The 12,349-nt window shown below is 71.6% G+C and carries 12 protein-coding genes and 1 pseudogene; 6 read left to right on the forward strand and 7 right to left on the reverse strand.

Features of this window, described 5'->3' with window-relative positions; genetic code table 11:
- The first annotated feature begins 310 nt into the window (after positions 1–310).
- A complete protein-coding gene (locus BJ969_RS11995) occupies positions 311–1,492 on the forward strand; it encodes an MFS transporter (protein ID WP_184479013.1) in 1,182 nt (393 codons plus the stop codon).
- Between the two features lie 58 nt (positions 1,493–1,550).
- Here the strand turns inward: BJ969_RS11995 and BJ969_RS12000 are convergent, their stop codons facing one another.
- Entirely contained in the window at positions 1,551–1,964 is a 414-nt protein-coding gene (locus BJ969_RS12000; RefSeq protein WP_184479014.1) for an ArsI/CadI family heavy metal resistance metalloenzyme, read from the reverse strand.
- Between the two features lie 80 nt (positions 1,965–2,044).
- Here BJ969_RS12000 and BJ969_RS12005 point away from each other — a divergent pair, with 80 nt between their 5' ends.
- From BJ969_RS12005 to BJ969_RS12015, 3 genes are read left to right on the forward strand one after another with little or no spacing between them, the layout of a single operon-like run.
- The gene (locus tag BJ969_RS12005; protein ID WP_184479015.1) at positions 2,045–2,389 is read left to right on the forward strand and encodes an ArsR/SmtB family transcription factor; all 345 of its coding nucleotides are present in this window, start codon (positions 2,045–2,047) and stop codon (positions 2,387–2,389) included.
- Positions 2,386–3,447: an ACR3 family arsenite efflux transporter gene (arsB, locus tag BJ969_RS12010; protein ID WP_184479016.1), complete on the forward strand. Its 1,062-nt coding sequence runs from the start codon at positions 2,386–2,388 to the stop codon at positions 3,445–3,447. Before BJ969_RS12005 ends, arsB begins: the two co-directional genes overlap by 4 nt.
- A 34-nt stretch (positions 3,448–3,481) precedes the next feature.
- Positions 3,482–3,889 carry an arsenate reductase ArsC gene (locus tag BJ969_RS12015; RefSeq protein WP_184479017.1) on the forward strand — a complete coding sequence of 136 codons (408 nt, stop codon included), beginning with the start codon at positions 3,482–3,484 and terminating at the stop codon, positions 3,887–3,889.
- A gap of 78 nt (positions 3,890–3,967) precedes the next feature.
- Here the strand turns inward: BJ969_RS12015 and BJ969_RS12020 are convergent, their stop codons facing one another.
- From BJ969_RS12020 to BJ969_RS30985, 4 genes and pseudogenes are all read right to left on the reverse strand, one after another.
- Positions 3,968–4,813: an ATP-binding cassette domain-containing protein gene (locus BJ969_RS12020; protein WP_184479018.1), complete on the reverse strand. Its 846-nt coding sequence runs from the start codon at positions 4,811–4,813 to the stop codon at positions 3,968–3,970.
- Positions 4,810–5,214 carry a GntR family transcriptional regulator gene (locus BJ969_RS12025; protein ID WP_184479019.1) on the reverse strand — a complete coding sequence of 135 codons (405 nt, stop codon included), beginning with the start codon at positions 5,212–5,214 and terminating at the stop codon, positions 4,810–4,812. The genes BJ969_RS12020 and BJ969_RS12025 overlap by 4 nt, the downstream gene beginning before the upstream one ends.
- A gap of 141 nt (positions 5,215–5,355) precedes the next feature.
- Positions 5,356–6,333 carry a hypothetical protein gene (locus BJ969_RS12030; RefSeq protein ID WP_184479020.1) on the reverse strand — a complete coding sequence of 326 codons (978 nt, stop codon included), beginning with the start codon at positions 6,331–6,333 and terminating at the stop codon, positions 5,356–5,358.
- A gap of 374 nt (positions 6,334–6,707) precedes the next feature.
- Positions 6,708–7,223: pseudogene (locus BJ969_RS30985) on the reverse strand (ATP-binding cassette domain-containing protein); the annotation flags it as partial.
- A 282-nt stretch (positions 7,224–7,505) separates the two neighbouring features.
- On the opposite strand from BJ969_RS30985, the gene BJ969_RS12040 reads away from it, so the two are divergent.
- Complete coding sequence (locus BJ969_RS12040) at positions 7,506–8,957, forward strand: glycoside hydrolase family 76 protein (RefSeq protein WP_184479022.1); 1,452 nt, start codon at positions 7,506–7,508, stop codon at positions 8,955–8,957.
- A 257-nt stretch (positions 8,958–9,214) separates the two neighbouring features.
- Positions 9,215–10,420, forward strand: coding sequence for an acyl-CoA dehydrogenase family protein (locus BJ969_RS12045; RefSeq protein WP_184479023.1), 1,206 nt, complete (start codon positions 9,215–9,217; stop codon positions 10,418–10,420).
- Positions 10,421–10,427: 7 nt separating this feature from the next.
- On the opposite strand, the gene BJ969_RS12050 is transcribed toward BJ969_RS12045, so the two are convergent.
- Together BJ969_RS12050 and BJ969_RS12055 are read right to left on the reverse strand one after the other, a co-directional pair.
- A complete protein-coding gene (locus BJ969_RS12050; RefSeq protein ID WP_184479024.1) occupies positions 10,428–11,291 on the reverse strand; it encodes a MaoC/PaaZ C-terminal domain-containing protein in 864 nt (287 codons plus the stop codon).
- Positions 11,292–11,300: 9 nt separating this feature from the next.
- Positions 11,301–12,341: a ferredoxin--NADP reductase gene (locus BJ969_RS12055; protein WP_184479025.1), complete on the reverse strand. Its 1,041-nt coding sequence runs from the start codon at positions 12,339–12,341 to the stop codon at positions 11,301–11,303.
- Positions 12,342–12,349: the final 8 nt, after the last annotated feature.

Genomic DNA, 12,349 nt, shown 5'->3' on the forward strand with positions numbered 1-12,349 from the left:
CACTCCGAACTCCCCGCCGATGTCGCGGTGGGAGCGAGGGTCGCGGACGAGGTTATAGCCTCGGCGTCCCGCCGAGTCGGGATTGCGCCCCGTTGCAGCCCTGAATGCTCTCCGTCACGCCTCGAATCGAGTGTCGTCAACGTCACGAACAGTGCCTATGGATCTGCCGGTGAAGTCGGCGGTAGTGATGTGCGAGGCTATAAATGATCGGAAGGCGGGGCATGGGCGAAGCAGTGGATGGTGCACGACCACGTCGGCCTCGTGATCCGGATCGACCGCCCGTCGCGGCGGCCCCGGGAGTGATCGCGTCGTGAAGTTCGACCGGCGGATCTCCGTCCTGCTGGCGCACGCGGTGCTGACGCAGGTCGTCACGTTCGTGCTCCGCCCCGCGACGACCTACCGCGCGCTGGAGCTCGACGTGCCCGCCTCCTGGCTGGGCGTGCTCTCCGGCAGCTTCGCGCTGGTGCCGCTGGTGCTGGCGCTCCCGGCCGGGCACATCGTGGACCGGTTGGGGGAGCGGCGGGTCATGATCGCCGGTGGTGTGCTGCTGTGCGCGTCGGGAGCGTGCTTCCTGCTGCTGGGCGGATCGGTGCTGGGGCTGGTCGCGGGCAACGTGCTGCTGGGGACCGGGCACCTGTGCTCCGTGATCGGCCAGCAGGCGTTGGTCGCTAACAAGACGTCCTCGGCCCGGCTGGACGCGGCGTTCGGGTACTACACGTTCGCCGCCTCGCTGGGGCAGGCGGCGGGGCCGCTGCTGATCGTCGTGTTCGGCGGGGCGCGGGCCATCCCGGACACCACGCCGATCTTCTGGGGCGCGACCGCGCTCGCCGCCGCGCTGCTGGTGTGCTCGTTCGGCATCAGCGGCGGCACCCCGTCGGCCGGGACCGCGCCGGAAGGCTCGCCGGGCGTGCGCGAACTGCTGCGGCTGCCCGGTCTCGTCCCGGCGCTGAGCACGAGTTGCGTGGTGCTGGCGGCGGTGGACCTGTCGCTGGTCTACCTGCCCGCTCTCGGGGCCGAGCGCGGCATCGCCTCCGGTGTGGTCGGCGGGCTGCTGGGGCTGCGGGCCGTCGCCTCGATGGTGTCGCGGTTCTTCCTGGGACGGAGCACGCGGCTGCTCGGTCGCCGCCGCCTGCTGGCCCTGAGCCTCACCGCCTCCGCGGTGGGCCTCGGGCTCACGGCGGCCCCGGTGCCGATCTGGGTGCTCGCGGTCGCGGTGCTCGTCGCGGGCCTCGGACTCGGCGTGGGGCAACCGCTGACGATGTCGTGGCTGGCGGAGTCGACGCCACCGGGGTTGCGCGGGCGCGCGATGTCGTTGCGCCTCACCGGGAATCGCGCGGGCCAGGTCGTGCTGCCCGGCGCGGTGGGCCTGGTGGCCAGCGGCGTCGGCGCCGCCGGAGTCCTGCTCGCCACCGCGCTCGGCCTCGCGGGCACCACCTTCCTCGCCCGCCGCCTCCCGCTGGACGGCGGGACCGGCGAGAACCGGTCGGAGTGAACGGACCGTTCGTCCGATCTCATTGGGCGAACGGTCCGTTCACCCGACTCCGGACGCGTCACGTCGTGGTGCGGCAGGCCCCGGTTTCGGCCGGGCCGAAGGTGGGGGAGTCCTCCTTCACGACGTAGACCTCCCACGGTTCGCGGCCGGGGCCGTGCACCCACACCTTGTCCTGGCGGGCGTAGCAGCAGGTCGTGTCCTGCTCCGGTTCCGCGAACAGGCCGAGTTCGGTGAGGCGCGCGGTGGCGTCGGAGACTTCGTCAGTGCTGTCGACTTCGACGCCGAGGTGGTCGAGGGCGGTGTCCTGGCCGGTTTCTCCTTGCAGCAGGACCAGCTTGACCGGTGGTTCGCTGATGGCGAAGTTCGCGTAGCCGGGGCGGATCTTGGCGGGTTCCGCGCCGAGCAGCTTGCAGTAGAAGGCGATCGATCCCTCCAGGTCGCCGACGCGGAGGGCCATTTGCACGCGAGACATCACGAACCCCTGTCTGGACGGTCATCGAAGCAGCCACCGCGAGCTTGCGCCGTTGTTTCGACATATGTCAAGTTAGAAGCATGTCGAAACAAGAGCGGTGCTGCTCGCCGATGCTGCGGGAGCCGCTGAGCGCGGACCGGTCCGTGGAGCTGGCCCGCGTCTTCAAAGCCATCGGCGAACCGGTCCGGCTCCGGCTGCTGTCGCTGATCGCCTCGCACGCGGGCGGCGAAGCGTGCGTGTGCGATCTGACCGGCGCGTTCGAGCTGTCCGGGCCGACGATCTCGCACCACCTCAAGGTGCTGCGGGAGGCCGGGGTGATCGAAGGCGAACGGCGTGGCACCTGGATCTACTACCGGGTGTGCGCCGAGGCGCTCGCCGCTGTGTCGGATCTGCTCGCCCCCACCGCCTCGGGTGTCTCCGCATGACCACCACGACTCCCGAGACCGCGGTGAGGGCGAGGCTGTCCGCGCTGGACCGGCTGCTGCCGCTGTGGATCGGGGCCGCCATGGTCGCGGGGCTGCTCGCCGGACGCTGGATACCCGGTCTCGGTCCGGCGCTCGACGCCGTGCGGATCGACGGCATCTCGCTGCCGATCGCCCTCGGACTGCTGGTGATGATGTACCCGGTGCTGGCGAAGGTGCGTTACGACCGGCTCGACGCCGTCACCGGAGACAAGCGGCTGCTGCTGAGCTCGCTGCTGCTGAACTGGGTGCTCGGCCCGGCATTGATGTTCGCGCTGGCCTGGACGTTCCTGCCGGACCTGCCGGAGTACCGCACCGGGCTGATCATCGTCGGGCTGGCGCGCTGCATCGCGATGGTGGTCATCTGGAACGACCTGGCCCGCGGTGACCGCGAAGCCGCGGCGGTGCTGGTCGCGCTGAACTCCGTGTTCCAGGTGCTCGCGTTCGCCGGGCTCGGCTGGTTCTACCTGTCCGTGCTCCCCGGCCTGCTGGGGCTGGCGCAGGCGGAACTCGCGGTCTCGCCGTGGGACATCGCCGGATCCGTGCTCGTCTTTCTCGGAGTGCCGCTGGTGGCGGGCTATCTCAGCCGCACGTTCGGAGAACGGATCAAGGGACGTACATGGTACGAGGGGACGTTCCTGCCCAGGGTCGGGCCGCTGGCGCTGTGCGGGCTGCTGTTCACCATCGTCGTGCTGTTCGCGCTGCAAGGGCAGCAGATCACGACCAGGCCGTGGGACGTCGCGCGCATCGCGGTGCCGCTGCTGGCTTACTTCGCGTTGATGTGGGCGGGCTCGCTGCTGCTCGGGCGGGTGCTGGGGATGGGCTACGCGCGGTCGGCGACGCTGGCGTTCACCGCCGCGGGCAACAACTTCGAACTCGCCATCGCCGTCGCCATCGCCACGTTCGGCGTCACCTCCGGGCAGGCGCTGGCCGGAGTGGTCGGGCCGCTGATCGAGGTTCCGGTGCTCGTCGGACTGGTCTCCGTGTCGTTGTGGTGCAGGCGCTACTTCACCCGATCCTGACCACCCCGAATCCGACCGCACGACGAGGAGAAGCATGTCAGTGCCCGAAGTGCTGTTCGTCTGCGTGCACAACGCCGGCCGCTCGCAGCTGGCCGCCGCACTGCTCGACCACCACGCGGCCGGCCGCGTGACCGTGCGCTCCGCCGGTTCCGCGCCGGCTGCCGAGATCAACCCCGCCGCGCGCGAGGTGCTGGCCGAATGGGGCCTCGACCTCTCCCGCGAGTTCCCGAAACCGCTGCGCGCCGAGGCGGTCGAAGCGGCGGACGTCGTGATCACCATGGGCTGCGGGGACGCCTGCCCGGTGTTCCCCGGCAAGCGCTACTTGGACTGGGCGCTGGACGATCCGGCCGGGCAGCCGATCGCGGCGGTCCGCCGCATCCGCGACGAGATCGACGCCCGGGTGCGCGGCCTGCTCGCCGAACTCACCTCCGAACAGGGCTGAGAAGTCTTCCCCGACCCGAGCCGCGCGCTCGGCGGTGCTCCCGCCGCGTCGGATTCCGGTCGGGCGCGCGCACGCGGATCAGCCGTCGCGGGCGGCTCGGAGGTAGTCGGTCACCAGGGATTCCAGTTCCGGCGCGCGGCCCTCCCAACCCGGTGGGAGCGCGCCGGAATCGCGGACGAGCAGCCGCCGCTGCCGTCCGGTGCCGCGGCCGTGGATCACCGTGCCCACGATGTCGGCTTCGCCGTCGGCGGGGCCGACGAGGTCGCGGTGGTCCGCCAGGAGCTCGTCGACGTCGCCGTCGAGGTGGACGCGTCCGTCGTGCAGCAGCAGCACGTGGTCGCACACCTCGCGCAGCTCGCCGAGCAGGTGCGAGGACAGCACCACGGTCGTCCCGCGCTCCGCCACGTCGGCCATGATCGAGCGCAGCACCTCGTCCCTGGCGAGCGGATCCAGATCGGACAGCGGCTCGTCGAGCAGCAGCAGGTCGGGCATCCGCCCGAGGCCGAGCGCCAGCGCGAGCCGCGTGCGCACGCCCGGCGACAGCGAACCGACCTTGGCTCCGCGGTCCAACGCGGTGTGCGCGGCCAGCGCCTCCTCCACGCGCTCGCGCGACCAGCGCCGGTTCATCGCCCCTACCGCGCGGATCATCTCGTCCACGGTGAAGTCCGGGTACAGGGCGCGGCGCTGCGGCAGGTAGGAGGCGCGCGGGTGCAGCCCGCCGCGCACCTCCTCGCCGAAGATCCGCACCGAGCCGGAGGTCGGGGCCACCAGGCCCGCGGCCAGCGCGAGGAAGGTGCTCTTGCCGGCGCCGTTCGCGCCGACCAGCCCGATCACCTTGCCCTCGGGGAGGTCGACCGTGCAGTCCGCGACGGCGGTCCGGGTGCCGTAGCTCTTGGACAGTGCGGTGGTGTGCAACGCGGTCATGATGCTCGTCCCGGTCCTCGTGCGTGGAAGTGCTCGTCGCGGACGGCCGCGTAGAGGGCGTCCACTTCTTCGATGGCGAGTCCGCTGCTCTTGGCCCGGCCCACCCACTCCGCCAGGTCGCGCCGCAGCGGTGCCTCGACGGACGTGAGGTCGCTGGCCAAGGAGCGGGTCACGAAGGTGCCGACGCCGCGGCGGGCCTCGACCAGGCCGTCGCGCTCCAGCTCGCGGTACGCCTTGAGCACCGTGTTCGGGTTGACCGCCGTCGCCTCCACGACTTCGCGGGCCGTGGGCAGGCGGTCACCGGGGCCCAGCAATCCCAGCCGCATCGCCTGCGTGACCTGCTGCACGATTTGCACGTAGGTGGAGACCCCGGAGCGACGGTCGATCCGGAACTCGATCATACCGACCAGCATAAAGGGTCCTTGCAGGGTGATCTTTCGATCGTTGTCGTGTCCGGGGCGGAGCCGCTGAGCAGCGACCGGATCGAGCACGGCGACCACCGGCGGGCGCCCGGTTCGCGGGCGCCCGCCGGTGGTCGGGGGTCAGTGCTGCTTGCGCAGCAGCCAGGCGGTGGCCACCAGGAGCAGCACGCCGGCCGCGCCGAACAGCGCGAACTCCGCCCACTGCAGCACCGGCGCGTGCTCGGCGGGGATGACGTCGTGGAACCGCCCGGCGATGCCCTGCTCCCGCAGGCAGGCGTCCGGGTCCTGGTACGCCTCCGTCGCGGAGCCGCGCGTCCCGCAGGCGTTCAAGCGGACCTGCGCGTCGGGCAGCGGATTCCCGGCGGCGTCGAGGTAGCCGCTGTCCACGAGGGAGTCTCCGGTGTCCGGAGTGGACGCCGACGGTCCCGAGACCTCGCGCCGCACCGGGGACAGGTGCGGGTGCACGTTGGTGGCCACCGCGCGCACCACCACCAGCGCGCCGAGCGTGCTGATCATCGCCGGTAACGGGCGTTTCAGCGCGGTGCCCAGCAGCGCCCCGAGGCCGAAGGAGAACAGCAGGTGCGCCACCGGCAGCGGACCGGAGGTGTCGAGGTTGAGGAAGGTGAACGGGCCGCTGGTCAACGGCCCCAGCTCCCCGGCCGCCGAAACCCAGCGCTGCACCGCGAACTGCAGGACGACGACGGTGATCAGCGCAGGCACCAGCACCATCGCCACCTTCGCGGCCATCCAGCGCACCCGGCTGACCGACTGGGTGAACACGAGGACGTGCGTGCCGTTCTCGATCTCCCTGGCGAACAGCGGTGCCGCGCTGAACACCCCGAGCAGCACGGGGAGCGCCAGGATTCCCGCTTGGCCCGCCTTGAGCGGATCCAGCCACCGCGGCTGGAACTCCATCGCGAACCGGAGGCACTCCGCGGACCGCTCGGCGGCCGGGGCGACGCAGCCCCGCATGCCCTGCTCGGCGATGTAGCCCGCCATGCTCGCGTGCAGCGCGGACACCGCGATCACGCCCGTCACGAGCACCGCGGCGAGCGCGATGAGCTGCGCCCGGTGCTGCCGCCACGCCACCCAGATCATGCCGCCACCTCCGAGTTGTCGGCGCCGCGCATGTGCGCCAGCGCGATGTCCTCCAGGCGGGGGCGTTCTTGGCGCCAGCCGGGAGCGGTCACGGGGCCGCCCGCGCGGGCGAGCAGGAACCGCTCCCGCGGCGATCGGACCTCGTCGATGATCTCAGCTCGGCGCACCGGGTCGGGCGCGGCGCCCGGTCCGCGCAGCACGCGGTGACCGGCGACCAGGTCGGCGACCGAGCCGTCGAGCCGCACCGCGCCCGCGCTCATCAGCAGCAGGTGGTCGCACACGTCGGTGAGGTCGCTGAGCACGTGCGAGGACAACACGATCGTGATCGGGTGCCGCCGGGCCTCGTCCTGCAGGGTCCGCAGCGTCGCCTGCCGCGCCAGCGGATCCAGGTCGGCCATCGGCTCGTCGAGCAGCAGCAGCGCGGGGCGCTTGCCCAGCGCCAGCGCCAGCGCGACCCGGGTGCGCTGCCCGCCGGAGAGGGTGCCGATCTTGGCCTCGAAGGGCACGGCGGCCTCGCGCACGAGGCGTTCGGCGCGGTCCTGGTCCCAGGTGGTGTTCATCCGCGCTCCCAACCGGAGCGTCTCGCGCACGGTGAGGCCGGGGTAGAGCGGTTTCTGCTGGGCGAGGTAGGCCACGTCGGCGGGGGCGGCGGACCCGGAGGGGCGCCGGCCGAAGACCTCGGCGACGCCTTCGCTCGGGGCGAGCAGCCCGGTCAGCAGGCCCAGCAGCGTGCTCTTGCCCGCGCCGTTCGGCCCGACGAGGGCGACGATCCGGTTCGGCGGCAGCCGGAACGAGCACTCGCGCAGCGCCCAGCCGCGGCGGTAGCGCTTGCCCAGTCCCTCGGCGCGCACGGCTGCCGTTCCCGATCGCACTTGAGGTGGTGCGGACATCCCTCGCCCTCTCTCTCAGACGCATTTCACTAGTTAGCTAGTGGAATAGTACATGTGGTGATCGCGGCGGTACGGGGACGCACTGCGCGAGCGGCGCGCGGATCAGGTGCGGGGCGCGGAGTCCACGAACGGCCCACCGTTGCCCGGTTCGCGCGCGTTCCGGAGCCGTGGCGTTGCGCCGAACGTCGCCAACCCGCGGAGTTCCGTTGACACCGCGCCGGAAACGCGAAGATCGTGGAACTCGTCCCGCCCGATCGCGGGCGGCAGCCGAGGGGGCTTGCGATGACCGGATACCGGGGCCGGGCGTTCGGTGCGCTGATCGGCGTGCTGCTGTGCGTCCCGCTCGCTCCGGCGGCGATCGCGGCACCGCGAGCGGAGATCTGCAACCGGCACTGCGACGGGCGCGATCCGCAGCTGGCCACCGGAGACCGGATCCCGGTCAGCGCCGACGCGTCCGGGCGCACCGTCGAGCTGCACGTCGACGACGGCGACGCGATGGGCTGGGCCTCGATCAGCGGCGCGGCCGAAGGCGACCAGGTGTGGCTGGACCGCTCCTTCGACGGCGGGAAGACCTGGGATTCCGGCGGCAGGCTCGGCGAGACGACCGTCCCGGCCGGGCAGACCGGGTGGCGCACGCTCATGTTCAACGCCGACGACTGGAACGCGCGCGGAGTCGGCGCCCTGCGGGCCTGCGCCTCCCCGCCGGACGGGGCGGCCGCGTGCACCGGCTGGGCGCGGCCGGACTGGAACGCGGGCAGCCGCGACACCGCCGCCGCGACCGCGCTGATGATGCGCTACCGCCAGGACATCGGGCTGTTCGACACCGGGAACTGGTGGACCTCCGCGAACGCGCTCACCGCGCTGATCGACAACATCCGGATCAGCGGGCTGCGCGGCTACGAGTACGCCGTCGCGCACACCTACGACCTCAACGTCGACGCGCAGGGCGGGAACTTCACCAACGAGTACCTCGACGACACCGGGTGGTGGGGCTTGGCGTGGATCGCGGCCTACGACCTCACCGGCGACGGCCGCTACCTGGAGACCGCGCGCGCGGACGCCGACCACATGGCCGCGCACTGGACTCCCGAATGCGGCGGCGGAGTGCTGTGGAACCAGCACAAGACCTACAAGAACGCCATCACCAACGAGCTCTACCTGCACCTCAACGCCGCGCTGCACAACAGGATCCCGGGTGACGCGACCTATCTGCAGCGCGCCCGCGACGAGTGGGCGTGGTTCGAGGCCAGCGGCATGATCAACGACGACGGCCTGGTCAACGACGGGATCACCGAGGGCTGCGCGAACAACGGTGACACCACCTGGACCTACAACCAGGGCGTGCTGCTCGGCGGGCTCGTCGAACTGCACCGGGCGACCGGGGAGCAGGCGCTGCTCGACCGGGCCCGCTCCCTGGCCGACGCCTCGACCGGATCGGAGTACCTGAACCCGGGTGGAGTGCTGCGCGAACCCGTCGAAGCCGACGACTGCTTCGGCGACGGCGCGTCGTTCAAGGGCCCCTACGCGCGCGGGCTCGGGGTGCTCAACGCGGCGCTCGACGACCGGCCCTACACCGATTACCTGGCGCGGCAGGCTTCGGCCGCGCACGCGAACGATCGCGACTCGCTCGACGCGTACGGGCCGCACTGGAACGGGCCGTTCGTCGCTCCTGGTGACGGCCACGGTTGCCAGCACAGCGCGCTGGACCTGCTCAACGCCGCTGCGCAGGGTTGACCAGTGCGTTTCGGCCGAACGGTGGTGCGGATGGGCGAGAAGACCGCGTGCAATCGATCAGGACTCGTGTCACGCCACGTCACCACCCGCGACAATTCCACCGAATTGGTGCAGCACGTTTGCGGTGATCGGAGCACCGTCGTTCATTAGGGTGACGACGGGAGCCGGGGCCGCTCGTTCCGTCCTGGGTCCGAGCACAGGTCGGAGTGGGCGCTGAAGTCCGCACCGACATCGTGTCCCTTCGTGGAGGAGAGCCAATGGCTGACGCCGGTGATTCGCCCGAGACCAGTGACGACGAGCCACCGCTGCCCGAGAGGGCCGCCGCCCTGGTGGAGCTGCTGAGCCGGAACGCGGCCACGGCCGAGCAGGACCGCGCGCTGCCGGACGAGAACGTGCGGGCGTTGCAGGAAGCGGGATTGTTCGGCCTGCTCGCCCCGGCGAGGTTCGGCGGACACCAGACCGATTTCCGCACGTTCGTGCGGGTCATCGCCGAACTCGGCAGGGGGTGCGGCTCGACGGCGTGGGTGGTCACCCTGATCAACACCTGCCAGTGGATGGTCGGACTCCTGCCCGAACGGGCACAGCAGGAGGTCTTCGGGGTAGACCCCGACGCCCGCGTGTGCACCGTCATCGAACCGAACGCGTCCAGCACGGCGGCCGAAGGCGGCCAGGTCATCACCGGGAGGTGGGCGTTCGCCTCCGGATGCGGCCACTGCCAGTGGGCGATGCTGGGAATCCCGATCGTCGACGACGCCGGTGAGCAGGTCGACCAAGGGCTGGCGCTGGTCCCGATGGAGGAGCTGGAGGTCGTCGACACCTGGTTCGTCAGCGGCATGCGCGGGACCGGGAGCAACACGCTGGTCGGCGAGGAGATCTTCGTTCCCGAGCACCGCATCCTGTCGGTGTCCCGCGCGCTGCGGGGCGACTACCCGACCGAGCACGACGACGAGGTGCTGTACCGGTCGGCGTTCGCGCCGGTGCTGATCATCATCCTGGCCGCGCCGCTGCTCGGTCTCGCCCGGGGCGGTCTCGACGCGGTGCTGGAGGGGCTCGGCAAGGACAAGAAGATCGCCTACACCTTCTACGCGGACTCCCGGCACGCCCCGTCCACCCAGATGCAGCTGGCCGAGGCCGCGCAGCTCATCGACACCGCGGAACTGCACCTCACCAGGGCGGCCACGGACATCGACACCTGGGCGGCCGGGCCGGAGTACATGCCGGAGTTCCACCGCGCGCGGGTGCGGATGGACACCGGCTCGATCGCCGTGCGCACGCGCGAAGCCCTCGACCTGCTGCTCAACATCGGCGGCGCGGGCAGCTTCGCCGAGGCCAACCCGCTGCAGCGGATCTGGCGCGACCAGGAGGTCGCCGGGCGGCACGCGGTGATCAACCCCGCGATCGCGACCGAGGTCTACGGCCGCGCCCTGCTGGGAATCGAAGACCAGGTCACGCCGATCATCTGACCGCCCGTCAGGTCGTCGTCGTGACGACGATGTCCCCGAGCACGGGGGCTTCGTCGCGTTCCAGGACCGACGACGTCGCCACCAGCCGCCCGCCGCCCTCCTCCCAGATCCGGGTGCGGATGGTCTCGCCGGGGAACACGACCCCGGTGAAGCGCGCCGCGTACGACGACATCCGGTGCACCTCGCCGCCGAGCGCGGTGTCCGCGATGGCCTTGCACGCCACGCCGTAGGTGCACAGCCCGTGCAGGATCGGGGCGGGGAACCCGGCCGCCTCGGCGAACGCGGGGTCGGCGTGCAGCGGGTTGCGGTCGCCGCAGAGCCGGTAGAGCAGCGCCTGCTGCGGCGAGGTGGGGAAGTCGGTGACGAGGTCCGGTTCCCGCTGCGGCGGTTCGGCCCGCTGCGACGAGCCGCGGTGCCCGCCGAAACCGCCTTCGCCGCGGGCGAAGATGGTCGAGCGGGCCGCGCACAGCGGGCCGTCCTCGTCGGTCATCGTGGTCTCCTGCACGATCACCGCCGCCTTGCCCTTGTCCTGCACGTCGACGATGCGGGTCGTCGCCCGCGCGCCGCCGGCGGCGGGGAACGGGCGGTGCACGGTGATCTCCTGGCCGCCGTGCAGCACCTTCGCCAGGTCGACCTCGACGCCGGGGAACGACAGCGTCGGCGGCTCGAACTGGCGCAGGTTCGGCGCCACCACCGCGAACGACGGCAGCACCTGCAGGTCCTGCTCGTAGGCGTAGCGCAGCTCACCGGGATCTGTCGGCGGGTTCCCGGCGCCGAGCGCGAGCTGGTAGAGCAGCACGTCGGACGAGCTCCACTCGACGTCCTGGGCGGCCACGGTCGCGCCGATCGCGACCTCGGGATCGATGGGCATGCGGTTCCCTCACTCGTAGCTGACGTGGACTTCGTCGGTGACCGGCAGCGACTGGCAGGCCAGCACGATGCCGTCGTCGAGGTCCTCCTGCTCCAGGATGTCGTTGCGCACCATGCTCACCTCACCACCGCTGATGCGGCACGCGCAGGCGCTGCACGCACCCTGCCTGCACGAGTAGGGCGCGTCGATGCCGCGTTCCAGCAGCAGGTCCAGCAACCGCTGCCGACGCGGCCAGTCGAACCGGTGGCGGGCGCCGTCGATGTCGACCTCGACGGTCGCGTCGGGCTGCGCGGGCTCGGCGGGCTCCGGTTCGCCGCCGCGTTCGAACGGGTTCTCCGCCAGGGACAGGAAGCGTTCGACGTGCAGCCGGTCGCGGGCGAAGCCGAGCGGTTCGAGCGCACCGCACGCGACGTCCATGAACGCGCCCGGACCGCAGACGAACGCCTCGTGGTCCGCGAACGGTTCCGCCAGCGCCCGCAGCGACGACTCGTCCGGCAGGCCCTGCACCGTTTCCAGCCAGTGCACGACGGTGAGCCGCCCCGGGTGCCGCGCGGCGAGCTCCCGCAGCGCCGCCGCGAAGATCACCGACTGCTCGTCGCGGTTCGCGTAGAGCAGCACGATCCGCCCGTCGCCGCCGGCCAGCACCGAGCGCACGATCGACATGATCGGGGTGATCCCGCTGCCACCGGCGAGCATCAGGAAGTTCCCGTCCAGCGACTTCGGCGTGAACCCGCCGTCCGGGGCCAGCACGTCCACTATGGACCCCGCGGTCGCGTTGTCGCACAACCAGTTCGACCCGTGGCCGCCGGGAACGCGCTTGACGGTGACCCGCGGCGCGGAGTCGGTGTGCGGCGAGCTCGACAGCGAGTAGCACCGGGCCACCGACCCGCCGTGCTCGCCGGGCACGCGCAGCGTCAGGAACTGGCCCGGCCGGTAGGCGAACTCGCCGCCGTCCGGGACGGCGAAGACCAGGGAGATCGCATCCGGGGTCTCTTCGACGACTTCGTCGACCTTCAACCGGTGCACGCCGGATTCGGAAGGTTCGGACATGACGCCCT

The sequence above is a fragment of the Saccharopolyspora gloriosae genome (assembly GCF_014203325.1).
Classification (GTDB): Bacteria; Actinomycetota; Actinomycetes; order Mycobacteriales; family Pseudonocardiaceae; genus Saccharopolyspora_C; species Saccharopolyspora_C gloriosae.

What these genes read in the sequence shown, in the direction of transcription:
- BJ969_RS12000 (WP_184479014.1), bottom strand. Translation starts at nt 1,964, where the DNA reads ATGTCTCGCGTGCAAATGGCCCTCCGCGTCGGCGACCTGGAGGGATCG.
- BJ969_RS12005 (WP_184479015.1), top strand. Translation starts at nt 2,045, where the DNA reads ATGTCGAAACAAGAGCGGTGCTGCTCGCCGATGCTGCGGGAGCCGCTG.
- arsB (WP_184479016.1), top strand. Translation starts at nt 2,386, where the DNA reads ATGACCACCACGACTCCCGAGACCGCGGTGAGGGCGAGGCTGTCCGCG.
- BJ969_RS12015 (WP_184479017.1), top strand. Translation starts at nt 3,482, where the DNA reads ATGTCAGTGCCCGAAGTGCTGTTCGTCTGCGTGCACAACGCCGGCCGC.
- BJ969_RS12020 (WP_184479018.1), bottom strand. Translation starts at nt 4,813, where the DNA reads ATGACCGCGTTGCACACCACCGCACTGTCCAAGAGCTACGGCACCCGG.
- BJ969_RS12025 (WP_184479019.1), bottom strand. Translation starts at nt 5,214, where the DNA reads ATGATCGAGTTCCGGATCGACCGTCGCTCCGGGGTCTCCACCTACGTG.
- BJ969_RS12030 (WP_184479020.1), bottom strand. Translation starts at nt 6,333, where the DNA reads ATGATCTGGGTGGCGTGGCGGCAGCACCGGGCGCAGCTCATCGCGCTC.
- BJ969_RS12040 (WP_184479022.1), top strand. Translation starts at nt 7,506, where the DNA reads ATGACCGGATACCGGGGCCGGGCGTTCGGTGCGCTGATCGGCGTGCTG.
- BJ969_RS12045 (WP_184479023.1), top strand. Translation starts at nt 9,215, where the DNA reads ATGGCTGACGCCGGTGATTCGCCCGAGACCAGTGACGACGAGCCACCG.
- BJ969_RS12050 (WP_184479024.1), bottom strand. Translation starts at nt 11,291, where the DNA reads ATGCCCATCGATCCCGAGGTCGCGATCGGCGCGACCGTGGCCGCCCAG.
- BJ969_RS12055 (WP_184479025.1), bottom strand. Translation starts at nt 12,341, where the DNA reads ATGTCCGAACCTTCCGAATCCGGCGTGCACCGGTTGAAGGTCGACGAA.